This is a genomic window from Gillisia hiemivivida (genome assembly GCF_007997295.1).
Taxonomy (GTDB): domain Bacteria; phylum Bacteroidota; class Bacteroidia; order Flavobacteriales; family Flavobacteriaceae; genus Gillisia; species Gillisia hiemivivida.
Genome location: NZ_VORY01000021.1, coordinates 1 through 25,176 on the forward strand (window position 1 = coordinate 1; position 25,176 = coordinate 25,176).

Genomic DNA, 25,176 nt, shown 5'->3' on the forward strand with positions numbered 1-25,176 from the left:
GTTCTTTCTTCATTTAAAAGGGTCTGGATAATGACTCTTTCTTTATAGGTTAGTCGCCTGTGTTTTTTTACTTCCATTTTACAAATCTATTATTTTAGATTTGTTGCGTTAAGTTATTGAATGGAACCTGGAAACAAAAAAAAGCTTCAGTTTTTAACTGAAGCTTTTTAAATAATATTAAAATTGAATTTTATTGGTCTTCTACCTTTTCTGCTAATTTCTCATTTTTTCTGCGCTCTTTCAAAAAGGATTTTAAATCTTTTCCATATTTAGATTTTTTGACTTGGGGAGTAAGAGAAGTGTAAATAGTATCTAAATATTTAATATTTGCATCAAACACTTCAGATAGTGCTAAATAAGGTGCGATCTCTAGATCTTTATTATTCATCGCGTAATTAACGGTATAAAGATATTTACGCGTTAAAAGTTTGTCGAACTGTTCATTTGTAGAAATGATCAATTCTTCATTTTCATCTCGCTGTGCTTCAAAATTCATCTGGATCAATTCCAGATTCTTATCATTAAACCGCTGCATCATCTTTCTGTAATCCATCAGTTTTTCCTGATTTACAGAACCTACTACTTTAGCATCGACTTGAAAATTCTTTAGAGTCGTGTTAATTGTTACTTCGCCTTCTTCGGCAAAAAACTCGATACGATCATCATATTCTATATTATCTGCTTTTTCTAAGAATAAATACATAATTTGAGGGCTTTCCAAATAACCGCCTAATTCAAAATTCGCATCGCCATTTATCTGTATAGAATCTACATTTATCAATAAAGTGTCATCAATTTTCTGAAGATAGATAGTTCCTTTCTTTAGCCCTTTAACTTGGCCTGTAACAAAAAGGTTGTTTTCTTTTTCAGAGCATGCAGTAATACCTATAAGAACTAGAAGTAATAAGCTTAGTTTTTTCATGAAATTTGATTGGAATATTGGATCGCAAATATCTTATTATTTTTCAATTTATACTAACTCGCGGCAGCCAATTGCATAAGAATTGTACACAAAATAGCACCGTAGGTTCCCACCACATAACCAAAAACGGCAAGTAGCACTCCTACAGTAGCTAAAGAAGGATGAAAGGCTGCAGCTACCACCGGAGCACTTGCTGCGCCACCTACATTCGCCTGACTACCAACTGCGAGAAAGAAATATGGAGCTTTAATTAATTTAGCAACCAAAATTAAAAGTACCGCATGAATACCCATCCATACTAAACCAATAGCAATTAGGCCCGGATTTTCAAAAACCATGGTTAAATCCATTTTCATCCCAATGGTTGCTACTAACATATAGATGAACACACTTCCTATCTTGCTTGCTCCAGCACCTTCATAAGATTTGAATTTGGTGAATGAAAGTATTATTCCAATTGCCGTTGCAATAGATATCATCCAGAAGAAAGAGGAGGAGAAGGACGATAATGCACTTTTACTATCGGTAAACACTTCAAAGTTAGCAGTTAGATATGTCGAAATTACATCTGCACCCCAATGTGCAAGCCCAACAGCTCCAAACGCTAAGGCTAAGAGTATCATGAGATCTGCAAGAGATGGAACTCTTGTAATACTTTCAGAATAAGCTGCTACTTTGTTTTTTAAATTTACTATTGCCGAATCATCTGCACCTAGCCATTTATCAATTCGCTCGTTTCTTCCAATTCCAAACAAGATTAAGGCCATCCAAAGATTCGCTACCACAATATCTACAAGTACCATCCCACCATATAGATCTGGATTGTATTCGTATATCTCTAGCATAGCAGCTTGGTTAGCGCCACCGCCAATCCAGCTTCCAGCTAATGTAGATAAGCCTCTCCAAACAGCATCTGGTCCAATTCCCCCAACAGTTTCAGGAGAAAAGAATGAGATTAAAAGAATTGCTAAAGGGCCACCTATTATTATTCCTATGGTACCAGTAAAAAACATTATTAATGCCTTTGGCCCTAAATTAAAGATGGCTTTCAAATCTATGCTCAAGGTCATTAAAACCAAAGAAGCTGGTAATAAATACCTACTGGCTATATAATATAGTTGTGAGGTTTCATCTGAAATGATATTCAAGGAATTGAAAATCGCTGGAATCAAATAGCACATTAAAAGTGCGGGAACTATAGAATAGAATTTTTTCCAAAACCCATTTTCTTTAGAGGAAGTTAAAAATACAAAGCCTAAAGAGACCATTAAAATTCCTAGTACAATAGCATCGTTAGTGAAGAGGGGAGCGTTTTCCATGAATTATTTTGTTTGCCCGGCAAAATACAATTTTAATCCCTCATTGAGGGTTTAATTTCCCGAGGCTTGTTTCGAATTTTTAAAAGGATTTTCGTCCCGAGTCATCTCTCTTGGGCTTGTCCCGAAGTTCTTTATTAATCTATTCTCCTATTAGGGATTGTTACCGCTAAGCTAGCGTCAAAATTTTAAAATTATTTTCCTCCGGAGCTACCGCAATGTAATTCGGTGGCTTGCAGTGAGATTACTTATATGGAAAAGACAAAGAGTTTTACCAATTTTTCAGTGGGCCTAATTGCTGTAAGCTTAGAGCAACACCATCTTCAATACTTAAGGCTGTGATATGTTTTGCGACAAGCTTAGCTTCTTCTCTTGCATTTCCCACCGCAACTCCAAAACCTACATGGTTAAGCATTTCCACATCGTTGTAGTTATCACCGTAAGCAATCACATCTTCAAGAGCAAAATTAAAATGTTGATCTAGTAAAAATTTAATTGCTGTTAGTTTAGAAATACTTTTAGGGGAAATTTCGAGATAAGTAGATTTAGATCTATAAAGATGAAGTTCATTTGGATATTCTATACTAAGAAAATCTACAATTTGGTCTATTTCATGCACCTCACCCATAGCCATTATCTTATGGGCGCCTTTATTTTCTTTTCTCCATTTTGTAATAATATCTTCACTTATTTTTACATCTGGCGAGATCTTGGTATTATTCTCTTCCCTTTTTGCCCAATAATCCATCGAAGGGACATACCATTCGTCATTATGATATAAACTCAAATGACACTTTAAATTAGAATTCCAATTGCTTAGATGCTCTATGATGGTAACAGGGATCTCAGTAGTGCTTACTACCTGATCATTGACTATGATAAGACCGCCGTTATAACTAATAATCGGGAGCTCTTCTATTTCTAATTCTTTCTGAAGATGCCTCATGGCTGCTGGCATTCTAGCTGAAATAAGAATAAAAGGGATCTTATTTTTCAACTTTCTTATTTCTGAAATGGTAGAAGGAGATAACTGGCGTTCCTTATTAAGTAAGGTGCCATCTATATCTGAAAAAACTATTTTGTACTTCATTTAATTTTCCTCTTTCTTTTTGGGATGCCTTTTGGCTTCCTTCAATGCTTTAGAAAGCATATACTCTATCTGTCCATTGGTACTTCGGAAATCATCTGAAGCCCATTTCTCGATAGCTTTTAGCATATCTTCATTTAGCCTTAAGGCAAATGCTTTCTTTTTGCTCATTTTACTTTATTCTTCCTTCTTTATAAAATTCACTAAAACCGAAATAAGCTCTGGATGTAATGGTCTGTTTGGCTCATTATAGGCTTTGGTGTTCTCTAAATTATCTCCTTCAATCTTTCTAAAAACGTGATTCATTTTATCTAGTATCACTAATTCTGCTTTTGGATTAGCTTCTTTTAATAGCTCCGCTTCAGTAGTATCTACCTGAATATCGAAACTGCCATTAATAATAAGGATAGGTATTTCTAATTTGGCAATTTCTTCAGTAGGATTATATTTCATCCAGGATCTCATAAAAGGCTGTACGCTGGGTCTAAATATAGACTGAAGTAAAGGATTGTAATTTGAGGTCTTACCTTTTTCTTCTATTTCTTGAAAAGCATTTTTTGCGTTTTCAGCTAAGTCTTCAGATTGTTTTGCTAACTGATCTATAATTATTTTATCTATACTTCTGGCTGGTCCTGCAAAAGAGATAAATGCATCAGCTTTATTTTGTGCAGCAAGCATTCCTATGAGTGATCCTTCACTGTGTCCTGCAATAATTATCTTTCTGTAGGTTTGCTCTGTTTTAAAATGATCTAAAATATCACTTACATCTTTTACGAAATCTTCAAAACTAAGTTCTTCTTCGCTAATCTTAAATTTATTCATTTTGAATATTCGCTTGTCAAATCTATAAGAAGCAATACCATTTTTAGCAAGTTCTTTTGCGATGAGTTTCGAGCCGTCATTTTTCATCATAAATCCATTCCCATTCCTATCTGTAGGGCCAGATCCTTGAATCAAGATCACTAGATAAGGATTTTCTGCCGCTACAGGTATTGTTAAAGTGCCATCTATAAACTTATTGATGGACAATTCGCTTTCAACTATAGAATCGTTCTGTGAAAACCCTAAATTGAAAACCAATATTGCTAAAATGATTAAGTGATTTTTCATGATTTCTAGTGAGAATTTATTTGCTAATTTTTTCAGTATATCTTTTTAAAACTCGTTCTGCATCTTCTGGCCTTTGAGTTCCTATTAAAAATTGCTTGCTCTCCTTGGTTACAATTTGAATGCCATAATTACCTGAAACGTTATAAGCCTTGGCTTCAGTAAATCCTCTAATTCCCCATCCGCCATATTCTGTTAATGCTGAATATTTTCTAACATAAATTTTATCTATTTCAGACCAATTATAGTGTCTTTTGAAAAAAGGAAAAGGTCGAAAACTTGTATTTATTCCATTTATATCTATTTTGGTATGTAATTCCATTTTATAAAGCAATATGAGCAATGAAAAATTTAAAAAAAGTATCGCGAATAAAATTGTTGTTTCTTGTAAATTCGAGCTGTTCGAATAATAAATTTGAATAGAAATTCCCAAAATGACTATTAGAAATATGACATGTACCCACCACTGCCTGAATTGTTGCTTTTCTTCAAAAACCCTCATTTTAATGATTTAAAGTTCCGGCATTCACAATAGGGGAAGCATCTCTATCGCCACAAAGGATCACCATAAGGTTGCTTACCATAGCTGCTCTGCGTTCGTCGTCCAGATTCACTATATTTTTCTTACCCAACTCATTTAATGCCATCTCAACCATGCTAACAGCACCTTCCACAATCTTATGTCTCGCAGCAACAATAGCTGTGGCTTGTTGACGCTTAAGCATTGCACTTGCAATTTCATTAGCATAGGCTAAATAACCAATTCTAGCTTCTAATACTTCAATTCCTGCAATATCCAGTCTTTCTTGCAATTCTTTCTCTAAAGCTATACTCACTTCGTTAACACTAGAGCGTAGAGTGATATCTTCTTCCAATCCTTCATCGGCAAAATTATCATAAGGATACATACTTGCTAATTTTCTAACAGCAGCATCTGTTTGTACAACCACGAAATTCTCAAAATTATCTACATCAAAAGAAGCTTTGAAAGTATCTTTCACCCTCCAAACCAAAATGGTACTTATCATTATGGGATTACCCATTTTGTCATTTACTTTTAATCTTTCGCTATCAAAGTTTCTCGCTCTCAGTGAGATTTTTGTTTTAGTGAAGAAAGGATTCACCCAGAAAAGTCCATTGCTCTTTACTGTCCCTTTATATTTCCCGAAGAGTAATAATACTCTAGACTCATTAGGATTAACCAAAATCAATCCTGGAATAAGACCAAGAGTTATTAAAATTAAAAAGAGGAATAATGGCATTTTCATTGCTATAAGCCCTCCAACCCCTATAATTAAAAAGAGTACGATAACAGAGAGCATTACATAACCATTAGAAGGAGTGGTAGTTTTTTCGTTGGAATTCATAAGAGTATAATTAGTTATGATATTAAATTGATATCATAAATATATCTATTTAAATTTAATATTCAAAATTTATTATTATTAATTGTATTCCTTTAAGATGTATATATTTGTAAAAAATGATTTATGAAAAGTATAATACTAGCAGTTTGTTTTTTATTTAGCAGTTTGGTTGGATTTTCTACTGAAAATGATTGGGGCCAGACGGGCCATAGAACAACCGGAGAAATTGCACAAGTAAATTTAAGCAAGAAAGCTAAAAAAGAAATAGCAAAATTATTGAATGGTAAAAGCCTAGCTTTTGTTTCTACTTATGGAGATGAGATAAAAAGTGATTCTAAGTATAGAAAATACAGTCCGTGGCATTACGTGAATTTACCTGGTGGGGCAACTGAATATAAGGCAGAAGACGCGAATCCAGATGGAGATCTTTTAATGGCTATTAGAAAATCTGTGGAGGTTTTAAAAGATAAGAATTCACCAAAAGAGGAGAAAGAATTTTATTTAAAAATGTTGGTTCATTTTATGGGAGATCTTCATCAGCCACTTCATACGGGTAGAGGAGAAGATAAAGGCGGAAACGATATCCAGGTAAGATGGTTTGGAGATGGATCTAATCTCCACCGGGTATGGGACAGTGAAATGATAGATTCTTATGACATGAGCTATACTGAAATGGCAAGTAATACTCTTAACATTTCAGAAATACAACGCAAAGCGATTGTTGCGGGAAGTTTTGAAGATTGGATGTATGAATCTAAGAAATTGAGCGAACGAGTTTATGCTTCTGCCGAAGTTGGTGAAAAATTAAGCTATAGATATATGTACGATTGGTTTCCTGTAGTGAGGGAACAGCTTCAAAAAGGCGGAATCAGGCTAGCTCAGGTTTTAAACGAGATTTATAAGTAATTAAGGTTTAGATACTTTAATCCTTAACAAGGAACGAAATCGGTTGCTTTTAAAGCAGCCGATTTTATTTTCTATTAATTTGGATTAATCTATATAATTGTCCTGAAGGTTAGATTGATCCTCGGAGAAATTTCTTTTTTGGTCTTTGGTAATTGATGTTTCCAAAATTCCTGAGTGCTGCCTTTCATAATAAGTAAACTTCCATGCTCTAATGCCAATGCATATTTTAACGCTGAATCAGTCTTGTGCTTAAGTTGAAAATTTCTGACAGCCCCCAGACTTAAAGAGGCTATTATTGGGTTCTTTCCTAATTCTTTTTCGTCATCTGCATGCCAGCCCATACTATCATTCCCATCTCTATAAAGATTTGCTAGGCAATGGGTAAAATTAGATCCGGTTAATTCTAAAATTTTGGAGTTAATAAAACTGAGTTCTTCAGTGAAGGGTATAGGTTGAAGCTTTAGGGCAGAGTAGGTGTATGGCTCAGAATTTATAGCATATAATGCTGTTAATCGAGGTTGTGGAATTGTTTTTCCGAAGAGCTTGATATAATATTGTTCCCATTCAAGTGTATTTAAAAATGTCTTATAATAGGAATTAGCTAATTCATTATTCAAAAAATTAGGATAATATTCCAGATTGGCATCTGGTATCGTGATTTTTCCGCTCTTAAATTCAAAATTCATTTTAAATATAAAAATAAGCCCACCATATTAGAACAAATTGAAGTGGAAGCCTTATAATTAATGCCCAAACAGGAAATCCTGCTGCTGCTTTTTTGGAACTAAGCATATAAAAATGCACCAGTAAGAAAACTAATAACATTGCGATTATTCCGTAAATGGCTAAGGCTTTAGTTTCTTCAAACAATAGCCCTATCCCAAGTAAAACTTCCGAAACCCCGCTTAATACTATCAATAATTTGGGTGCAGGTAAATATCGCGGCATAATTCTTAGATATGCTTTTGGTTTAATAAAGTGGAAAATTCCAGCAATAATATACATTGCAGCCATTAGTAAAAAATGCCAAGGATAACTCATAGATCTAGATTAAATATTTGAAATGAAACTTGTTGAATTTAATTAAAATGATTCGCAAAACCCCATATTTTAATGAAATAGATCGATTAATTCTTAAAATAAAGATTTTATTTTGCCTAATTGATTAGAATAGAGTAACTTCCCCACCCAAATTCACTTTACTTAACAGCAGAACTTCTTGAAAAAAAACTACTTTTCGCTTTTACTTTTATTCTTTATCGCTGGAAATATCTTCTCCCAGGGGGAAACTTATGAAGATAAGTATTTGGATTCTTTAAATGTTGTTTCTTCAGATTATTTGGAAAATTATAATTATAAGGAAGCTATTAATAATTCTATGACCTTAGTTGAAGAGGCTAAGAAAAAAGAAAACACTTATTATAGTTATCGTGCTCACACTTTACTTGGATATAGTTATGAGGATCTTAATGATACCGTTCAAGCTTTAATACATTATAATTATGTTTTAGAATATGCAGAAGAGCTTGGTGAAGTTGCTTATTTGATGAAATCTTATAATAATTTCGGTAATATTTATTCTGAAAATAAAAAAACAGTTCAAAAAGGGATAGATTATTATCACAAGATCATCGATTTGGCTTTGGAGAAAAACATGGACGATGAACTTTTAGTTCCAACATTAAATATAGCATGGACTTATATAGATAATAAAGACTATGATAACGCCTGGATCTATTTAAGTAAGGGTTTAGAATTGTCTTCTGAAACAAAAAATGAGCAACATCTTTCTCAACTTAACTTCTTAGCTGGAAGGTATTATATGGCTAAAAATGATCTGGTAAAAGCAAAAGATTATTTTGAAAAATCTGCAGCTTTAGTAGAAGATGAAGGTCTTATCCTAATTGGTGGCGATGTTTATAGTGAGTATTCTACACTATTGTTTAAAGGTGGACAATTTGAAGAAGCCTATATAGCATTATTAAAATCTAAAGAATATAATGACAAAATTTTTCAAAAAGAAAAACTAGAACAAATTCAACTTGCGAGTGCGAAATTTGGTTTAGGAGAATATCAAAAGGATTTGGAGGTTGCAAAAAAAGAACAACTTTATAAAGACGGCTTAATTGAAAAATCCCAGGAGCGAATGTATATTATGATCATCGCTTCTATAATTCTAATAGTAATTATAATTTTAGTGTATCGTATAAATCTTTCCAGAAGAACACTAATTCAAGAATTAAGTTTAAAGAACGAAGAGCTGATAGCAGCCAAGGAAGAAGCGGAACGTCTTACCGTGCTCAAAACAAAATTCTTTTCTACCATAAGTCACGAATTGCGAACGCCACTTTATGGAGTGATCGGACTTACTTCAATATTAATGGATGATAAATCACTTTCTAAACACGAGGAAGATCTTAAATCTTTAAAATTCTCTGCAGATTATTTATTGGCATTAATAAACGATGTTTTACAAATGAATAAAATGGAATCTAATTTATTAGATTTAGAACCCATGCCTTTCAATTTGAATGAATTAATGAGAAGTATTGTTAAATCATTTGAATTTACCAGGCTTCAAAATAAAAATACGATCCATTTAGAATTATGCCAAGAAGCAAATTCTAACTTGATTGGAGATAAAGTTAGACTTTCACAAATTTTGATGAATCTCGTTGGTAATGCAATGAAGTTTACTGAGCGTGGAGATATTTGGATAAAAACTAAGCTAATTGAAAGTTCAGAAAAAACGGCTAAAATTTATTTTGAAATTAGGGATAATGGCTCTGGGATCTCCAAGCATAATCAAGAATTGATCTTCGAAGAATTTTCTCAATTACAATCTGCAAATTACAACTATCAAGGAACCGGACTTGGTTTGCCAATTGTCAAAAAATTATTGGTATTATTCAATTCAGAAATAAACCTTGTGAGTAAGGAGGGGGAAGGTTCTACCTTTAGTTTTGAAATTGAATTTGAAAATGGGAAACTCTCTAAAGAAGATTTTATTCAAAACATACAGGATCACGAGTTAAGTTTAGAATCTATTATGTCCTCAGGAGAAAAGCGCATTTTAGTGGTAGACGATAATAGGATTAATCAGGTGGTAACCAAAAGAATTTTAGAACAGCAACAATTTGTGGTGGATATTTGTGATAATGGAGTTGATGCTATAGAAAGGGTGAGAAATAATCATTTTGAGTTGGTTCTAATGGATGTGAACATGCCAGGGATCTCTGGATTAGAAGCCACAAAAAGAATTAGAGAATTCAATAAGGATATTCCTATTATAGCTTTAACAGCGATGGAAATAGATGAAATAAGAGAGGAGATCTATGAGTCCGGCGTAAATGACATCATCGTTAAACCTTACGATACGGCTAGATTTTATCAGGTCATCTTCAAAAATCTCCCTTCTTCAATTTTAAACTAAATTTTATTTTTCTATAATTCTAGAATCTTCTGGTTTTTCGAACAGCTCATCTTCGGCGTTAAAAAATACGATATTGCTTAGACTGGCTTCCCCTATTTGTTCTCCAAAACCATCTTTTAAGCTCCAATTATGAAAAGTCCATTTGGTAGCTACAGGGATTCCATCAATCACTTTATATTCTGAATATACAATCCCATGTGGGTTTTCTTCAGCTTTTGCCTGATCACCACTTCCAAAAGTTACAATGTATCCTGCCCCATGCATTAAACCGGTTTCTCTTTCTTGATATACAACATACCAATCGTCTGGAGCATCTCCTATATTTTCACCAAAACTGAGTCTTCCTACATCAAATTTATTTCCACCCATTTCTACAGATTCCAAAGTTTCCCAATTGGTTCCCGGATCGGTCAATTTAAATGGGATTGCAAAGAAATATTGCCAAGTAAACATATCGAATCTTGCGCCTTTTGGTTCTGCATCTGCAGGACATAAATAAACTTGATTCCCATCATATATCAACTGGGTGTTGTTATTTTTATCTACTCTAACTTTGGTAGAATTTGTTAGTGTGGTAACTTTTCCATTCAATCGTTCTTGTCCTCCAAAAGTTAAAGAGATATCAAAAGAAACTGCTTTATTGGCATTCCAATCTGTTTTATTATGGGCACTTTCTATCCCTTGTGCAAAGGCAACCGCAGGAGAAACAGCGCCATTTCCAATGCCGCCATCTGGCTCTGTCATTATAACCTCATCTGGAGTTGTTTCTTTTTTTTGCTCCTCTTTACAGCCAATTAGCATAAGAATAGAAATTAATAAAATTAAATTTTTCATAGTATGTTTTTTGTTTAGGTCCTTAAAATTACGAAAGCTTTCAGTACAGAGTATAAAAAAACCGTTTAGTTGTAATGAAACAAACTAAACGGTTAAATAGTTATAGATAAAATATGCTTATTTCACCATATCAAAACTTCTCTTGATAAAAGCAGTTAACTCTTCTCCTTTCAAAAGATTCTGAGATAATCTTGCCAAATCTAAAGATTGCTTAATTAGGCGCTCTTGTTTCTTTTCGGTTTTAGAGTTTAGAATTTCAGAAATTAACTCATGATTGGTATTAACAACCAGATTGTACATTTCTGGCATATTACCCATTCCAAACATTCCACCGCCACCGGTTTGTTGCATTTCCTTCATTCTTCTCATAAACTCAGGTTGAGTGATGATAAGTGGAGAAGCAGTACTATCCATAGATTCTAATTGAACAGTATATTTTCCTTGTGGAATCACTTTTTCGAAATCTGCTTTTAGTTTTTCTTTTTCTTCTTCAGAAAGTTTAGAGATCTTCTCTTCTTCTTTCTTGATCAGATTATCAATATTATCTCCATCTACACGCACAAAAGAGACCTTTTCCTTACTTCCTTCAATTTTCTGAATTAAATGCGAAACTATCGGAGAGTCCATCAATAAAACTTCGTAACCTTTATCCTTTGCAGCTTCAATATAACTGTGCTGTGCATCGGTATTTGAAGCATAAAGAATAATTAAGTTCCCATCCTTATCTGTTTGGGTATCTTTAGTTTTCTCCTGAAGCTCTTCAAAAGTGAAGTAGTTATTATCTACCGTTGGATATAGTGCGAATTTATCTGCTTTTTCAAAGAATTTATCTTCTGAAAGCATTCCGTATTCAATCACGATCTTGATATCATTCCATTTCTTTTCGAAATCTTCTCTGTTATTGGTGAAAAGTGCTTTCAACTTGTCTGCAACCTTTCTTGTAATATAACTAGAGATCTTTTTCACTGCACCATCTGCCTGAAGGTAAGATCTAGAAACATTCAATGGAATATCTGGAGAATCAATAACTCCACGTAACATTGTTAAAAACTCTGGAACGATCCCTTCAACATTATCTGTTACATATACCTGATTTTGGTATAATTGGATCTTATCCTTTTGAATATTCATATCCTGACCCATTTTCGGGAAATATAAGATCCCAGTAAGGTTGAAAGGATAATCTACATTAAGGTGAATATGAAACAAAGGATCCTCAAATTGCATAGGATATAATTCCCTGTAAAATCCTTTGTAATCTTCATCTTCCAAATCGGCTGGCTGCTTAGTCCATGCCGGAGTTGGATTGTTAATGATGTTGTCTACCTCTAAAGTTTCTGGTTTTGCATCTTTTTCAGCATCCTCAGCAAGTGGTAAAGTTTCTTCTCTTGTTCCAAATTTAATTGGCACTGGCATAAACTTGTTATACTTCACCAAAAGCTCCTGAATTCTTCCTTCTTCAAGAAACTGATTGTCTTCCTCATTAATATGAAGAATAATCTCTGTTCCTCTTTCAGTTCTATCAGATTCTTCTATACTAAAATCTGTAGTTCCTTCACAAACCCAATGAGCACCTGGCTCATCTTTATAAGACTTAGTGATGATCTCTACTTTATTTGCCACCATAAAGGCAGAATAGAAACCTAGACCAAAATGTCCTATAATTCCACTGTCTTTAGCAGAATCTTTATATTTTTCTAAAAACTCTTCAGCTCCAGAAAAAGCTATTTCATTAATATACTTTTCTACCTCCTCCTTAGTCATCCCAACTCCTTGGTCTATCACATGAAGGGTTTTATCCTCTTTATTTATTTTAACTTCGATCTTCGGATCTCCGTATGCCACATCTATCTCACCAATACTTGTAAGGTGCTTTAATTTTAAAGTCGCATCTGTTCCGTTAGAAATTAATTCTCTTAAAAAGATCTCATGATCACTGTATAAAAACTTCTTTATTAACGGGAAGATGTTTTCTACAGATACATTAATTTTTCCTTTAGCCATATATCAAAAATTTTATTGAATTAGTACTTTCCTTTCTACAGTCAAAAAAAATACCAAGACCGATGCGCTGACAAACTGACACTTGTAATGTGGAATTCTTAATTACGTCTAATAAATATTGGCAATTTAATGCCAAATAAGATTTAACAAATATTTCTGTTTAATCATTATCAAAAAAGACTAAACAAGTTGTATCTTTGAAAAAGAAAGAAAGAATTATGGCAACGAAAAAGCAACCCGCAGAAAAGAAATTCAGCAAAGAGATCTTAATTGGTCTTTATATGAATTATGTGTTAGAGCATGAACATATGCCTAAAAGCGTTTATAAATTCGCAAAGGAGAATAAGATAACAGAACAGCAGTTCTATGATTACTTTGGGAGTTTTGAAGGATTGAGAAAGGGTATATGGAATCAGTTCTATTTGAATACTATGCAACTAATGCATAAAAGTCTCGAATTCGAAGCTTTTACTCCTAGAGAAAAACTACTCACCTTTTACTATACCTTTTTTGAATTGCTAACTGCAAATAGAAGTTATGTCCTGTTAACTTTAAATGAGAATCCAGATAAATTTAAAAATTTAGAGCAGTTAAAGGAATTGCGTAAAGACATAAGAGTTTTTGCAAAAGGCTTGATCTCTGAAGGGAATGAAAATAAAAACAATCAAATTCTTAAACAATCTGAAACAGTTTTTTCTGAAGCAACATGGGTTCAATTTTTATTTATTCTAAAATTTTGGGTAGATGATAATTCAACAAAATTTGAAAGTACCGATATTGTTATTGAAAAGTCTGTAAATACTGTTTTCGATCTTTTTGATAATACACCTCTGGAACGTGTTATTGACCTGGGAAAATTTCTTTGGAAAGAAAAAATGAATTAATAGTTTTTAGAATCACTCGGGTGTGTCATCCTATAAGTGTATTTCCCTACAAGTAACTTTCACGCCTGTGTGATTTTAATAACAATAGCATAATATGAAGACAATAGACAGCATACCTACCGGAAAAATAGGAAGAACTAGTAAAATGGTTCAGACTGGAGTTAAGATTGGTGGGAATTATATCAAATATTACAGTAAAAAGGCTTTCGACAAGAATATAAATCGCGATGAGTTAAATGAAGATAATGCATCAGATATTTATGATGGCTTAAAAAGTTTGAAAGGAAGTGCACTTAAAGTGGCACAAATGCTCTCTATGGAAAAGAGTTTGATGCCTAGTGCGTATGTAGAGAAATTCTCTTTAGCGCAATTTAGTGTCCCACCTTTATCTGCTCCTTTAGTACGAAAGACCTTTAAAAAATATAATGGAAGCTACCCCGAGCAGCTTTATGATACGTTTGCAGCGCAGTCGGTAAATGCAGCCAGCATTGGACAAGTGCACATGGCTACAAAGAATGGGAAAAAACTTGCTGTGAAAATCCAATATCCGGGCGTTGCAGATAGTATCAGTTCAGATCTTGCAATGGTAAAGCCTATTGCTACAAGAATGTTCAACATGCAGGGGAAAGATTCAGAAAAATATTTTAAAGAAGTAGAAGGGAAGCTATTAGAAGAAACAGATTATATTTTGGAAGTGCAGCAAAGCAAAGAGATTTCCGAAGCTTGTGTAAATATTCCAAACCTTAAATTCCCTAAGTATTATGAGGAATTATCTAGTGAGCGTATTATTACGATGGACTGGATGGATGGAATTCATTTAAGTGAGTTTACAAAGTTAAATTCAGATCAAAATCTATCTAATAAAATAGGTCAGGCGCTATGGGATTTTTATATGTTCCAGATTCACAACTTAAAAGCAATGCATGCAGATCCGCATCCTGGTAATTTTTTAATAGATAAAGATTACAATCTTATTGCAATAGATTTTGGTTGTGTTAAAAGAATTCCTGAAGATTTTTACAATCCATATTTTCAGCTTGCTGAAAGGGAGAATTTAAATAATGACGAGTTTTTCAATGAGAAATTATTTGAATTGGAAATCCTACGGGAAACTGATTCAAAAAAAGAAAGAGATTTCTTCTCAGAGATGTTTTACGAAATGTTCAACATGTTCTCTACCCCGTATCAATCGGAAACTTTTGATTTTTCTGATGAAGCCTTTTGGAACAATCTCACAGAATTAAGTGAAAGGTATAGTAAAGATCCAGAATTACGAAAAATGAATGGAACTAGAGGAAGTCAGCATTTTTTATATATGAGCAGAACTTACTTCGGACTTTACAACTTGCTTCACGATTTAGAAGCAAAAGTAGAAGTCAACAATTATAAAACAATGAGTTAAAGGTTAGTATTGGTTAGGTTGTTTAGGAAAGCGTCACTATTGCGAGTGATGCTTTTCTGTTTTAAATCCCTCATTGAGGGTTTAATTCCCCGAGGCCTGCCCGAAAAGAATTTCATTCAGGCGGGCTTGCCTCGAATTTTTAAAAGTATTTTCCTCCCGAACCATCGGGACATACCTCGTGGGCCCGCCCTTACCGTTCGGGCGGGCTTGCCCCGAGGATCTTGATTATATAAATAAAACACCCGCCTTAATAAAGACGGGTGTTCTATTTGAAATATGAATACTTAAAAAAATTAGTCAACCATAACTTTCTCTTTCTTGCTAATTTCAGTTTTCACTCTATTCTTCACATATTTCTCCAACCATTGGTCTTGTTCCCAAAGTACGTGTAATACAGATTCCTTTGCGCTATAACCATGACTTTCTTTAGGAAGGATCACCAATCTTGCAGTAGCACCAAGTCCTTTTAAAGCATTAAAATAACGCTCACTTTGCATTGGGTAAGTTCCAGAATTATTATCTGCTTCTCCATGAATTAATAATAAAGGAGTCTTCATTTTATCGGCATGCATAAATGGAGACATTGCATTGTATACCTCTGGTGCTTCCCAGTAGCTACGTTCTTCACTTTGAAATCCAAATGGAGTTAACGTTCTATTGTAGGCACCACTTCTCGCAATTCCAGCAGCAAAAAGATTAGAGTGAGATAATAAGTTGGCTGTCATAAAGGCTCCGTAACTATGGCCACCAACGGCTACTCTATTGCTATCTATATAGCCCATTTCATCTACAGCATCTATAGCCGCTTTTCCGTTAGCAACCAGCTGTTTTCTAAAACTATCATTAGGCTGCTCATCTCCCTCTCCAATAATAGGAAATGAAGCATCATCTAATACCACATATCCGCGATTCACCCAGTAAATTGGAGATCCGTAATAGGGATATGTGAAATCATTTGCATTGGAGGTGTTTTGTGAAGCAGAATTTTTATCCTTGAATTCTCTTGGATATGCCCACAGGATCATAGGTAATTTCTCTTTAGAATCTTTATCGTAATCTGCAGGAAGGTATAAAGTTCCGTTTAATTCCAATCCGTCATCTCGTTTATAAGTGATCACTTCTTTATGAACATCTTGAAGTGCTTTAAAAGGATTTTCAAAACTCGTAATTTGAGTTAACGCATCTTTTTTATTGATGTCTCTTAGATAATAATTCGGATATTCTGTCGAAGATTCTATTCTCACCAAAAGTTCACCTTTAGTAATATCTATAGCTTCTACTAAGGTTTCTTTTTTCTTGTTATAGTTAGATCTATATAAATTGGTGGTTTGTCCACTTTCTAGATCTATTTTGTCCACAAAAGGGAACTGTCCTTTTTCTGTAAATCCGCTTCCAAGTAAATATGCATTGTTATCTTTTAATGCTAGAATACTTGTTCCATACTGATTTTTCTTAGTGACAAAATTCCCTGGATCGCTGTATTGATCTTGATAATTCCTATTGAATAATACTTTTGGAGCTTTTTTATTATTGGAAGGATCAAAAACATAGGTTCTGGTATTTCTGTTATTCCACCAGTAATCGTATGCGATAGCAGTATTGTTATTTCCCCATGAAATACCAGAGAACCTATCCTTTGTTTTTAAGATAGATCTTCCTTCACCTGAAAATGGGGCGTCTAAGAGAAAAACTTCATCTCTAAATTCCACCTCTACTTCTGGATCTCCACCATCTAATACTTTTGCGTAAACTAAGCTGGCTGGAGCATCACTTCTCCAATTTAAATCTCTTCTGCCTTCTCTTTCTGCCATAAATCCAATTGGCAACACTTCAGAAAGAGGAACATCATTCACTTTGCTTATTTCCTTTCCAGTTTTATCATAGATCACAGTTTCAAAAGGAAACCTGTAATAAGGCACTATATAGGAAAATGGTTTTTTAATAGTTGAAACCATTACATAATTTCCATCTGGAGAAAAGGAGATCTCATTATACATTTTAGAATCCATCCACGGTGTAGCGCTCCCGTTAAGATCTACTTTTACAAGACTTGCTTTTGCTAATTGCTCAAAATTGAATATGTCATTAGGAGTTTGAAGTAAATCTTGATACGTTCTGTTCTGAGCTTTTTGACCATCACTGGTAGATATTGTAGGTCCTGAAGGCACAGCAGTAGTCGTATTTATTAACTCTTTTCTATTTTCTGGAAGCATTTTTACTAGAATTGCAGAACCATCTTTAAACCAATTAATCACGTCTCTCATGTTTGCATTCAGCGTGGCATCGGTTAATTTTTTAGCTGAAGCAGCTGCAATATCCAATACCCACAATTCTACACCAGTATCTGTAGTATGGGTCATGGCGATTTTAGATTCGTCTGGAGACCAAGAGAAATTTGCCAAACGTGGATTTTCAGGTAAGCCGGAAATAGATTTTGGAGTTTCAGATTTTAAAGATTTTACTTCAACTTTATTATAATAGGTTGTTCTACTATTTATATTGGTTTTAGGGTTTATTCTTAGTCCGCCTAATCTTAGTTCCTGTTCGCTTAATTCAGCTATAGATTTATATTGATCTCTATACAAGAACACCATCATTTCTCCTTTACTATCTACTAGAGTAGCTGGAGCCAATGGAACATCAACAAGATCCATGATTTCTTGTGGTGGTTTCTGATAAGTTAAATTTTCTTGAGCTTGTAGAGTTGCGAATAAAAAACTCGCTAAAAAACATAATAGAATTTTTTTCATAAGTTAATTTTTAAGTATTTCAGTAACGCCCTTGAATAATAGAGTTTCAAAAAATTAATGTTTCTTATATTGCGGAGGCGAAAAATTATTAATTGCTTAAATTTAAGAAGAATAAATATTAATACCATAATTATAAACGTATGTATCAATCAAAAATAGCCGGATTGGGAAGTTATGTTCCTGAAAATGTGGTAACAAATGACGATCTCTCCAAATTGATGGATACCAACGATGCTTGGATCCAAGAGAGAACAGGGATCAAGGAGCGTAGACATATTAAGAAAGGAGATGGGAATACTACCGCAGTTATGGGAGTAAAGGCAGCTAAAATTGCTTTAGAACGTTCAAAGATCTCCAAAGACGACATTGATCTTATCGTATTTGCAACTTTAAGCCCAGACTTATATTTCCCGGGATGTGGAGTGCAAGTGCAAGAAATGTTAGATATAGATACCTGTCCTGCTTTAGATGTGAGAAACCAATGTAGCGGATTTATATATGCATTATCTGTAGCAGATCAATTCATAAAGACCGGGATGTACAAAAATGTGCTGGTAATTGGAAGTGAAAATCATAGTGGTGGATTGGATTTTACAGATCGAGGGAGGTCTGTTTCCGTTATTTTTGGCGATGGTGCAGGAGCAGCCGTACTTACCAGAAGCAATCATATTGGACAAGGAATCCTATCTACACATTTACATTCTGAAGGAAAACATGCCATGGAGCTTTCACTTAAAGGACCAAGCACGCTACATTGGGTGCCAGAGATAATTGCTGAAAATCCTCAGGGAGACGATATACCTTATTACCCTTATATGAATGGTCAATTTGTATTTAAAAATGCGATTGAACGTTTTTCTGAAGTGATCCATGAAGGGCTTACAGCAAATGGTTTGGAAGTAAAAGATATCAATATGCTTATTCCGCATCAGGCAAATTTGAGAATTTCTCAGTTTATTCAGAAGAAATTAGATCTTAGTGACGATCAGGTGTTTAATAATATTCAGAAATACGGAAATACTACCGCTGCATCTATTCCTATTGCACTTACAGAAGCTTGGGAGCAAGGAAAGATTAAAGAAGGAGACCTGGTTGTTTTAGCTGCTTTCGGAAGTGGATTTACTTGGGGAAGTGCTATTATAGAGTGGTAATTTAGTAGATTTGAGATAATAGATTTGAGAGGTTAGATTATAGAGAAGAGAAAAAAGGAATCAAGAGTCAAGAAACAAGACTTGGACTTGGAACCTATACAAAAACATTCGTGTATTCGTGGCTTTTTTTTGAGATTAGAAAAAGAGTCAGGAGATGAGAACCAGACTTGTAAACGGTACAAAAAAACACTGGTGTTTTCGTGGCTAAAAAATAGAAAACCAACAATCAGCTAAAAATTAAAAAAACCCGCATCTCCAACGAGATTGCGGGTTTTTGGCTAACCACATCAACAAAAATTAAAATCAAGAACCTCAGGGCAAGCCCACCCGAATGAAATTCATTTCGGGCAGGCCTCGGGGAAACTACAAGGCCGCCAGGCGGGTTAAGCCCTCAAGGAAGGATTAAAATAAACCGCCACCCTGGGTTTCATTGTCATCACGGCTCTTGCGTTTTAAAGCATCATTTTTTCCGCCACCAAAATTATAGGAGAATCCTAAATACACAGTTTGACTGTCTGGTTTAAAGGCTCCTTTCTGGCGGTATGGTAGATCCGATTTAAACCGAAATTCCTATGTGTCAAAAATGTCATTAAAATTTAAGCTTATAGTTGCCTTGTCATTAAGGAAATTATAACGGGCGCCTGCATTTATGAAATACATCTCCTGGGCTTCAATTTGTAAATGCTGGGCCCTGCTGCGGTACATTCCAAATAATTGCAGGCTTAGGGCTTTTGTTACATTAAAAGTCTGGTTAAGCCTTAAATTATAGGCGGTGTTTTCAACTTCTACATACTGGGAACCAACAATCCCTCTTATATTACGAGTATATAGCTCAAAACTTGGGTTAAGGCTCCACCATTTAAAAGGCTTGTATGAACCGGATATTTCTGCCCCAAAAGCCGAGTTGTCTTCTCCATTGGCAAAGGTGAGTATGAGCTTGTTGGGATCTTCGGGATCCAGCAAGAGGGTTTGGTTGATCTCATTATTGATCACCCTGTAAAATAAACCGGTATTTAAATTCCCCTTTGAAAAATTTTGAGTGTAATTGAGTTCAAGGGAATTGGTAAACTGCGGATCCAATTCAGGGTTTCCTATTACGGTAATTCTTGGAGAGCTAAAATCTCTCACAGGATTCACCTGCCCTAAATGGCCTGTCAACCCGTCTTCCAAAACTAAGCTGAAGCGTTCTCATATCGCTTATTTTATAGGAAGTAAATGCCGTTGGATAGACAGTCAAATAATCATCTTCAAATATTTTTTGATCGTTATTGGTGGCTTCTACATCATATTGTTCAAGACGTGCCCCCATTTGATAGGACCACTTTTCAAAGTTCTGTCCAAAAGTGGCATAAAGGGAATAGATACTGTTTTTATATTGAAAATCGGCACCGGGAATATTCTCGTTTGTAGATATGTAAACGCTTTCACTATTTCTCAACCTGGCTTCGGCTCCCAATTCCAGTTTTGAGGTATCGCTCAGCGGATTTATATAATCAAGGTTCAATGTGGTATTGTTAATGTCATTTTTGCTATTATCGGTATAGCTGGCAAAGTTTCCGTCACCGCCACTAATATCAAACCTGCCTTTGTCACTGCCATCAACTATATTATGGTCGGCTTCAAGCTCAAGACTATGGCCTTCTTTTTCAAAACTGCGCTTGTAAACCGCATTATAGGTATAGGAATATCTCTGGTTGTCAAAAAGAAAATTCTGAAAAATATCCGGCTCATCATTGTTGAGGAAGAGTACATCTGAATCTCCGGAAGTATCCCCATTAAACCTGTTTTGATTAGTGAAAAAGGAAAAAGTGTTTTTGTCATTCAAATAAAAATCTACACCGGCCTTATATAGCATACTCTCATTATCGCTAAGGATGAAAAGCACTTGTTGAGAATTGTTGGTCAGATCTTCAATAATTGCGGTTTGGGGGCTTTTTCCAAAATTGCCTCCAAGATTCCCGAAAAAGTTGAATTTCCCGCTTCGGTAATTGAGGTTGAGCGACCCGTTTTACCTCGTGTTTTCTCCTACGGTCACCCCTGTATTAAGATTGCCATTGAACCCAAGGTTGGTGTTTTATGAAGGACAATATTAATGATCCCGCTCATTCCCTCGGGATTATATTTTACTGAAGGGTTGGTGATCAATTCAATGCTTTTAATAGAAGAGCTTGGAATTTGCTTAAGCAAACGAGCTGCGGGAATATTGGTGGGTTTCCCGTCTACGAGAATACGTACATTATCATTGCCGAGCACGGCAATATTTCCGTCCTGGTCTACGGTTAAAGTGGGAAGATTTCCCATGATATCAGCAGCAGAAGCACCCGCCGTGGTAAGGTCTTTTCCTACATTAATCACTTTCCGGTCAATTCGCTGTTCTATGGTAGATCTTTCAGCAACAATATTAACATCGTCCAGCATGGAAATATCAGTTTCCAGGAAGATGGTCCCAATAGTTAGAGTGTTGTTATTTCTTGAGATCTCAATTTCCCTGGAAAAGGTTTTGTATCCAATAAACTGAGCCTGAAAATTGTATTTTCCTGCCGGAATATCGGTTATATTAAAACTACCATCCTCCCGGGGAATACTACCGGAGACCAGGTTTCCTTGAAGGTCATTAATTTTATAATTGTTACAGTATTTTGAAAAAAATAATATGAGGCTGTCCAAAAAGGCCGTCTTTTTTTTCGTTTTAAATAGTGTTCTATTTTTACGCGAAGAATTAATATTGCGCGGGTGGGCATAGTTAAGGACCTTTAACAACATCCTTGCCTGGTAACTGGAATTGCCAACGTCTTAGTAATTTCTCTTTAGGGCTGAGATGTTGATTTGAGAAATGATTGTATTTACGAGCTGCAGTGGTTGTACCTTGTGCATTTCCAGAAATTACTCACAACTTAAGTTTTACTGATTTTCCACATCCTATGGAACAAACTAGTTGCAATGGATTAATAGGTAATACCGGAAGTAGTAGAAATGTGTTTATGAGTTTTGGAGGAAAAAATTTTATTCTTCTTTTTTATTAGGCTGAGAATCCTTGTTGTTTTCTTTTTTAAGTTTATTTTTTTTGTACTCCTCATACTCATTGATTTCGGTTTTTTTCCAAAGTGGCACACCTCCATCGTATGCCGCTCTTCCAATAATATGTGCAGCTATGGGTGAGGTAATCAATAAAAATAAAACTACACCAAATGCTTTTATGGCGACACTAATTTCGTTGAAGTTTAAAGCGACACCTATCATGATACACGCCACACCCATTGTAGCTGCCTTTGTTATGGCAGAGATCCTAATGTAGAAATCGGGGAGTCTCAAAAGGCCTACAGAACCAATTACCACAAACAATACCCCAACTATAATGATGATAGCACTAATAATTTCAGTCATAATTTTTTCTTTTTCATATAATAAGCAAAAGCTATGGCGCCAAGAAACATTACCAGAGACAGTATAATGGCTGCATCCATATAGGATTCAACACCGGTTGTTATAGAATAAATGGCTATCATTCCAATGGTAATGGTTCCAATTAAGTCAAAAGATATGACCCTGTCTGGCAAAGTGGGGCCCAGAACAATTCGTATAAAAACCAAAATAATTGAAAAACTCAACAGTATTAAGGCAATCATTAAAACAATATCATACCAGCTCATCGCGTAATTTTTAGTAATTTTTTTTCAAACCCTTCTTTTAAATCTCTTTTTATCGCTTCCGGATCCATTTTTTTAAATGTAATGGCATGGACAAACAAGAGGGATTTATCATCAGATAAATTTAAGCTTAAGGTGCCCGGAGTTAAGGATATCATACAAGCAAGCACTGTAATTTCAAAATCAGTCTTAGCATCCAGTGGCAAAGCTACAATGCAAGGCCTCATGTAAGTTATAGGTGTTACCACATCATAGGCAACTCTAAAATTGGCAACAATGAGTTCTTTCGTAAAAAAAACTATTAGGCCCATAAGCCCTGGAAGCTTTCTGAAATAGTCTTTTGAAAAAAAATAACTGAGAGGCCAGGTCAATGAAAAAATAACGATTCCTGCCAAAATATATCTATTTGCACTGCCTTCATAAGGCGCTACATTAAAAAAAAGCACGGCCAGGATTATAGATAAAATGATATGTGGGATGAGTAATTTCATTTTTTTTAATTAACTGTCATTACCAAGAACTGCGTGTATATAAATTTCCGGATTCAATAATTGTTCTGCGGTCATCATGGCCAAATTTAAAACAGATTCACCAAAAAGACCAATGAACAAAGTGATACCTGCCAGCATGACTACGGGAATTATCATTGGTTTTATTGAACTTAAAGGTACTGATTTGGTTTGAGATTCTTCCATGTATTCTTCAGGCACCTTTTTCCAAAATGCTTCATTCCAGATTTTTGTCATCGAGTACAGGGTTAAAAATCCTACAACCAATGCAACTATAACTAAAAAGGAATCACCGGATTCTAAACCTGCTTTAATCACAATGAGTTTTGCCCAAAATCCGGAAAGTGGAGGAAAACCTGCTAAACTAAAGGCTGAAATTATAAAAAGTATAGCCAGAAAGGGATATTTTCCATAAACCCCACCAATTTTCTTTAAATTAAAGCTGCCACTAGATTTTTTTACAATTCCGGCAATAAGAAAAAGATTGGATTTTACGATAATGTGATGAATTATGTAAAAAATAGCACCGGTCAACGCCAGTTTTGTTCCAATGGCAAGTCCCATGATCATATATCCAATTTGGCTTATAATATGAAAAGACAATATTTTTCTGAAATCCATTTGTGCAGCAGCTCCCAATACACCAAAAAACATAGTAGCGGCTGCGGTATAGAGCAACAGGTTGTCTATAAATGCACTTTCATGATTAAAAATCATGGTGAAAAACCGTATAAAAGCATACACACCAACCTTGGTTAGGAGTCCGGCAAAAAAGGAAGAAACAGCGATGGGCGGTGTATGGTAAGATGCAGGAAGCCAATTAAACAAAGGGAATACTGCGGCTTTTACCCCAAAGGCGATAAAGAAAAAGATAGCAGCTAAATCCAGTAAACTTGAGTTGGGGACAGATTGTAAGCGCACGGCAAGATCGGCCATATTGAGTGTGCCGGTTAATCCGTAAAGTATTCCTATACCTGCTAAGAAAAAGGTAGATGCCACAATATTGATGGTAACATATTTAATAGTTGCCTCAACCTGAGATTTTCCATTGCCTAAAACCATTAATACAAATGAGCTTATAAGCATCATTTCAAACCACACATAGAGATTGAACACGTCTCCCGTTAAAAAAGCACCACACACACTAAAAACCAGAAAGTTCATCAAAGGGTAAAAGCCAAACTGTATGCGATGTTCATCGACTTCACTAAACGAGTAGATAGCAACGGCAATACCAATAATGGCCGCAAGCAAAACCATGATGGAACTAAGGAGGTCTGCCACCAGGGAGATGCCAAATGGAGCTTCCCAGCCGGCAGATTGCAGCACAATAACTTCGTGAATAAGTACGCTATTAAGAAGAAACCCCGCGGCTACGATCAACAAAAAAGTACCAACCAGAAATATGTATTGCTGTAGTTGCTTTCTTCCCCAGGCAAACAAGCTAAAAATCCCCGACAACAAAGGAATAAGTAAAACAATAAGTATATGGTTTTCCATTAATTATCCAATCTATCCGTTGAGGTTGTTTTATCAAGGTCATCGGTCTTCAGTGTTTTGAAGCCCACTTTTATAAGTACAATTGCAAAAGCCTGCAATCCAAAACCAATTACAATAGCCGTTAAAATCAAAGCTTGTGGAAGTGGGTCTGCAAAAGTCTCTGTTAATTGGGTGGCATCATCAGGAATCAAAGGTGGTGCATCTCTGGTAATTCTGCTTATGGTAAACAAAAATAAATTTGAAGCATACCCCAGGATTATAAGACCAATAATCAATTTAACAAAACTTCTGTGAAAAATTAAGTAGATGCCCCCGGCATACAAACAACCTATTAAAAATGGTAATATATCTTCCATA

General features: G+C 35.0%; 25 protein-coding genes. 5 read left to right on the forward strand and 20 right to left on the reverse strand.

Going from position 1 to position 25,176, the window contains the following annotated elements; translation table 11 throughout:
* Positions 1–190 precede the first annotated feature (190 nt).
* From ES724_RS13695 to ES724_RS13725, 7 genes are all read right to left on the reverse strand, one after another.
* The gene (locus tag ES724_RS13695; RefSeq protein ID WP_146933838.1) at positions 191–922 is read right to left on the reverse strand and encodes a DUF4369 domain-containing protein; all 732 of its coding nucleotides are present in this window, start codon (positions 920–922) and stop codon (positions 191–193) included.
* A gap of 53 nt (positions 923–975) precedes the next feature.
* The gene (locus ES724_RS13700) at positions 976–2,241 is read right to left on the reverse strand and encodes a DUF819 family protein (RefSeq protein ID WP_146933840.1); all 1,266 of its coding nucleotides are present in this window, start codon (positions 2,239–2,241) and stop codon (positions 976–978) included.
* A 268-nt stretch (positions 2,242–2,509) separates the two neighbouring features.
* Complete coding sequence (locus ES724_RS13705; protein ID WP_146933842.1) at positions 2,510–3,328, reverse strand: HAD family hydrolase; 819 nt, start codon at positions 3,326–3,328, stop codon at positions 2,510–2,512.
* Positions 3,329–3,496, reverse strand: coding sequence for an Arc family DNA-binding protein (locus tag ES724_RS13710; RefSeq protein WP_083932887.1), 168 nt, complete (start codon positions 3,494–3,496; stop codon positions 3,329–3,331).
* A gap of 6 nt (positions 3,497–3,502) precedes the next feature.
* The gene (locus ES724_RS13715; protein WP_146933844.1) at positions 3,503–4,435 is read right to left on the reverse strand and encodes an alpha/beta hydrolase; all 933 of its coding nucleotides are present in this window, start codon (positions 4,433–4,435) and stop codon (positions 3,503–3,505) included.
* A 16-nt stretch (positions 4,436–4,451) separates the two neighbouring features.
* Positions 4,452–4,754 carry a hypothetical protein gene (locus ES724_RS13720; RefSeq protein ID WP_146933846.1) on the reverse strand — a complete coding sequence of 101 codons (303 nt, stop codon included), beginning with the start codon at positions 4,752–4,754 and terminating at the stop codon, positions 4,452–4,454.
* A 181-nt stretch (positions 4,755–4,935) separates the two neighbouring features.
* The gene (locus ES724_RS13725; RefSeq protein WP_026839318.1) at positions 4,936–5,799 is read right to left on the reverse strand and encodes an SPFH domain-containing protein; all 864 of its coding nucleotides are present in this window, start codon (positions 5,797–5,799) and stop codon (positions 4,936–4,938) included.
* A 123-nt stretch (positions 5,800–5,922) separates the two neighbouring features.
* Here ES724_RS13725 and ES724_RS13730 point away from each other — a divergent pair, with 123 nt between their 5' ends.
* Positions 5,923–6,705: a S1/P1 nuclease gene (locus tag ES724_RS13730; protein ID WP_146933848.1), complete on the forward strand. Its 783-nt coding sequence runs from the start codon at positions 5,923–5,925 to the stop codon at positions 6,703–6,705.
* A gap of 89 nt (positions 6,706–6,794) precedes the next feature.
* Here ES724_RS13730 and ES724_RS13735 read toward each other — a convergent pair whose 3' ends face one another.
* Both ES724_RS13735 and ES724_RS13740 read right to left on the reverse strand, forming a co-directional pair.
* Positions 6,795–7,391 carry an alpha-ketoglutarate-dependent dioxygenase AlkB family protein gene (locus ES724_RS13735; RefSeq protein WP_146933850.1) on the reverse strand — a complete coding sequence of 199 codons (597 nt, stop codon included), beginning with the start codon at positions 7,389–7,391 and terminating at the stop codon, positions 6,795–6,797.
* 1 nt (position 7,392) lies between these two features.
* Positions 7,393–7,746 carry a DoxX family protein gene (locus tag ES724_RS13740; RefSeq protein WP_146933852.1) on the reverse strand — a complete coding sequence of 118 codons (354 nt, stop codon included), beginning with the start codon at positions 7,744–7,746 and terminating at the stop codon, positions 7,393–7,395.
* A 178-nt stretch (positions 7,747–7,924) separates the two neighbouring features.
* On the opposite strand from ES724_RS13740, the gene ES724_RS13745 reads away from it, so the two are divergent.
* Positions 7,925–10,138, forward strand: a complete 2,214-nt coding sequence (locus tag ES724_RS13745; RefSeq protein WP_246136883.1) for a tetratricopeptide repeat-containing hybrid sensor histidine kinase/response regulator — start codon at positions 7,925–7,927, stop codon at positions 10,136–10,138.
* Between the two features lie 3 nt (positions 10,139–10,141).
* On the opposite strand, the gene ES724_RS13750 is transcribed toward ES724_RS13745, so the two are convergent.
* Positions 10,142–10,972: a hypothetical protein gene (locus tag ES724_RS13750; RefSeq protein WP_146933854.1), complete on the reverse strand. Its 831-nt coding sequence runs from the start codon at positions 10,970–10,972 to the stop codon at positions 10,142–10,144.
* A 117-nt stretch (positions 10,973–11,089) separates the two neighbouring features.
* Positions 11,090–12,976, reverse strand: coding sequence for a molecular chaperone HtpG (gene htpG / locus ES724_RS13755; protein ID WP_146933856.1), 1,887 nt, complete (start codon positions 12,974–12,976; stop codon positions 11,090–11,092).
* Positions 12,977–13,194: 218 nt separating this feature from the next.
* On the opposite strand from htpG, the gene ES724_RS13760 reads away from it, so the two are divergent.
* Positions 13,195–13,860, forward strand: coding sequence for a TetR family transcriptional regulator C-terminal domain-containing protein (locus ES724_RS13760; RefSeq protein WP_146933922.1), 666 nt, complete (start codon positions 13,195–13,197; stop codon positions 13,858–13,860).
* 94 nt (positions 13,861–13,954) lie between these two features.
* The gene (locus ES724_RS13765) at positions 13,955–15,262 is read left to right on the forward strand and encodes an ABC1 kinase family protein (protein WP_146933858.1); all 1,308 of its coding nucleotides are present in this window, start codon (positions 13,955–13,957) and stop codon (positions 15,260–15,262) included.
* A 293-nt stretch (positions 15,263–15,555) separates the two neighbouring features.
* On the opposite strand, the gene ES724_RS13770 is transcribed toward ES724_RS13765, so the two are convergent.
* Complete coding sequence (locus tag ES724_RS13770; RefSeq protein ID WP_146933860.1) at positions 15,556–18,012, reverse strand: S9 family peptidase; 2,457 nt, start codon at positions 18,010–18,012, stop codon at positions 15,556–15,558.
* A gap of 140 nt (positions 18,013–18,152) precedes the next feature.
* Here ES724_RS13770 and ES724_RS13775 point away from each other — a divergent pair, with 140 nt between their 5' ends.
* On the forward strand, positions 18,153–19,163 hold the full coding sequence (locus ES724_RS13775; protein ID WP_146933862.1) for a 3-oxoacyl-ACP synthase III family protein: 1,011 nt from the start codon (positions 18,153–18,155) through the stop codon (positions 19,161–19,163).
* Positions 19,164–19,733: 570 nt separating this feature from the next.
* Here the strand turns inward: ES724_RS13775 and ES724_RS16925 are convergent.
* From ES724_RS16925 to ES724_RS13815, 8 genes are all read right to left on the reverse strand, one after another.
* A complete protein-coding gene (locus ES724_RS16925; RefSeq protein WP_170249901.1) occupies positions 19,734–20,291 on the reverse strand; it encodes an outer membrane beta-barrel family protein in 558 nt (185 codons plus the stop codon).
* Complete coding sequence (locus ES724_RS16930; RefSeq protein ID WP_146933866.1) at positions 20,278–21,018, reverse strand: TonB-dependent receptor domain-containing protein; 741 nt, start codon at positions 21,016–21,018, stop codon at positions 20,278–20,280. The genes ES724_RS16925 and ES724_RS16930 overlap by 14 nt, the downstream gene beginning before the upstream one ends.
* Positions 21,019–21,194: 176 nt before the next feature.
* Positions 21,195–21,830, reverse strand: a complete 636-nt coding sequence (locus ES724_RS13790; RefSeq protein WP_170249902.1) for a carboxypeptidase-like regulatory domain-containing protein — start codon at positions 21,828–21,830, stop codon at positions 21,195–21,197.
* Positions 21,831–22,166: 336 nt separating this feature from the next.
* Entirely contained in the window at positions 22,167–22,547 is a 381-nt protein-coding gene (mnhG, locus tag ES724_RS13795) for a monovalent cation/H(+) antiporter subunit G (RefSeq protein ID WP_146933870.1), read from the reverse strand.
* The gene (locus tag ES724_RS13800) at positions 22,544–22,813 is read right to left on the reverse strand and encodes a monovalent cation/H+ antiporter complex subunit F (RefSeq protein ID WP_146933872.1); all 270 of its coding nucleotides are present in this window, start codon (positions 22,811–22,813) and stop codon (positions 22,544–22,546) included. The genes mnhG and ES724_RS13800 overlap by 4 nt, the downstream gene beginning before the upstream one ends.
* The gene (locus ES724_RS13805) at positions 22,810–23,301 is read right to left on the reverse strand and encodes a Na+/H+ antiporter subunit E (RefSeq protein WP_146933874.1); all 492 of its coding nucleotides are present in this window, start codon (positions 23,299–23,301) and stop codon (positions 22,810–22,812) included. Before ES724_RS13805 ends, ES724_RS13800 begins: the two co-directional genes overlap by 4 nt.
* Before the next feature lie 9 nt (positions 23,302–23,310).
* Entirely contained in the window at positions 23,311–24,819 is a 1,509-nt protein-coding gene (locus ES724_RS13810; protein WP_146933876.1) for a Na+/H+ antiporter subunit D, read from the reverse strand.
* A complete protein-coding gene (locus ES724_RS13815; protein WP_146933878.1) occupies positions 24,819–25,175 on the reverse strand; it encodes a Na+/H+ antiporter subunit C in 357 nt (118 codons plus the stop codon). The genes ES724_RS13810 and ES724_RS13815 overlap by 1 nt, the downstream gene beginning before the upstream one ends.
* Position 25,176: the final 1 nt, after the last annotated feature.

Excerpts from the sequence above, each read along its gene's own strand:
- ES724_RS13810 (WP_146933876.1), bottom strand. The coding sequence starts at position 24,819 with ATGGAAAACCATATACTTATTGTTTTACTTATTCCTTTGTTGTCGGGG.
- htpG (WP_146933856.1), bottom strand. The coding sequence starts at position 12,976 with ATGGCTAAAGGAAAAATTAATGTATCTGTAGAAAACATCTTCCCGTTA.
- ES724_RS13775 (WP_146933862.1), top strand. The coding sequence starts at position 18,153 with ATGTATCAATCAAAAATAGCCGGATTGGGAAGTTATGTTCCTGAAAAT.
- mnhG (WP_146933870.1), bottom strand. The coding sequence starts at position 22,547 with ATGACTGAAATTATTAGTGCTATCATCATTATAGTTGGGGTATTGTTT.
- ES724_RS13735 (WP_146933850.1), bottom strand. The coding sequence starts at position 7,391 with ATGAATTTTGAATTTAAGAGCGGAAAAATCACGATACCAGATGCCAAT.
- ES724_RS13700 (WP_146933840.1), bottom strand. The coding sequence starts at position 2,241 with ATGGAAAACGCTCCCCTCTTCACTAACGATGCTATTGTACTAGGAATT.
- ES724_RS13760 (WP_146933922.1), top strand. The coding sequence starts at position 13,195 with ATGGCAACGAAAAAGCAACCCGCAGAAAAGAAATTCAGCAAAGAGATC.
- ES724_RS13770 (WP_146933860.1), bottom strand. The coding sequence starts at position 18,012 with ATGAAAAAAATTCTATTATGTTTTTTAGCGAGTTTTTTATTCGCAACT.
- ES724_RS13725 (WP_026839318.1), bottom strand. The coding sequence starts at position 5,799 with ATGAATTCCAACGAAAAAACTACCACTCCTTCTAATGGTTATGTAATG.
- ES724_RS13705 (WP_146933842.1), bottom strand. The coding sequence starts at position 3,328 with ATGAAGTACAAAATAGTTTTTTCAGATATAGATGGCACCTTACTTAAT.
- ES724_RS13695 (WP_146933838.1), bottom strand. The coding sequence starts at position 922 with ATGAAAAAACTAAGCTTATTACTTCTAGTTCTTATAGGTATTACTGCA.
- ES724_RS13715 (WP_146933844.1), bottom strand. The coding sequence starts at position 4,435 with ATGAAAAATCACTTAATCATTTTAGCAATATTGGTTTTCAATTTAGGG.
- ES724_RS13710 (WP_083932887.1), bottom strand. The coding sequence starts at position 3,496 with ATGAGCAAAAAGAAAGCATTTGCCTTAAGGCTAAATGAAGATATGCTA.
- ES724_RS13800 (WP_146933872.1), bottom strand. The coding sequence starts at position 22,813 with ATGAGCTGGTATGATATTGTTTTAATGATTGCCTTAATACTGTTGAGT.
- ES724_RS13720 (WP_146933846.1), bottom strand. The coding sequence starts at position 4,754 with ATGGAATTACATACCAAAATAGATATAAATGGAATAAATACAAGTTTT.
- ES724_RS13750 (WP_146933854.1), bottom strand. The coding sequence starts at position 10,972 with ATGAAAAATTTAATTTTATTAATTTCTATTCTTATGCTAATTGGCTGT.
- ES724_RS13740 (WP_146933852.1), bottom strand. The coding sequence starts at position 7,746 with ATGAGTTATCCTTGGCATTTTTTACTAATGGCTGCAATGTATATTATT.
- ES724_RS13765 (WP_146933858.1), top strand. The coding sequence starts at position 13,955 with ATGAAGACAATAGACAGCATACCTACCGGAAAAATAGGAAGAACTAGT.
- ES724_RS13815 (WP_146933878.1), bottom strand. The coding sequence starts at position 25,175 with ATGGAAGATATATTACCATTTTTAATAGGTTGTTTGTATGCCGGGGGC.
- ES724_RS13730 (WP_146933848.1), top strand. The coding sequence starts at position 5,923 with ATGAAAAGTATAATACTAGCAGTTTGTTTTTTATTTAGCAGTTTGGTT.
- ES724_RS16930 (WP_146933866.1), bottom strand. The coding sequence starts at position 21,018 with ATGCTATATAAGGCCGGTGTAGATTTTTATTTGAATGACAAAAACACT.
- ES724_RS13805 (WP_146933874.1), bottom strand. The coding sequence starts at position 23,301 with ATGAAATTACTCATCCCACATATCATTTTATCTATAATCCTGGCCGTG.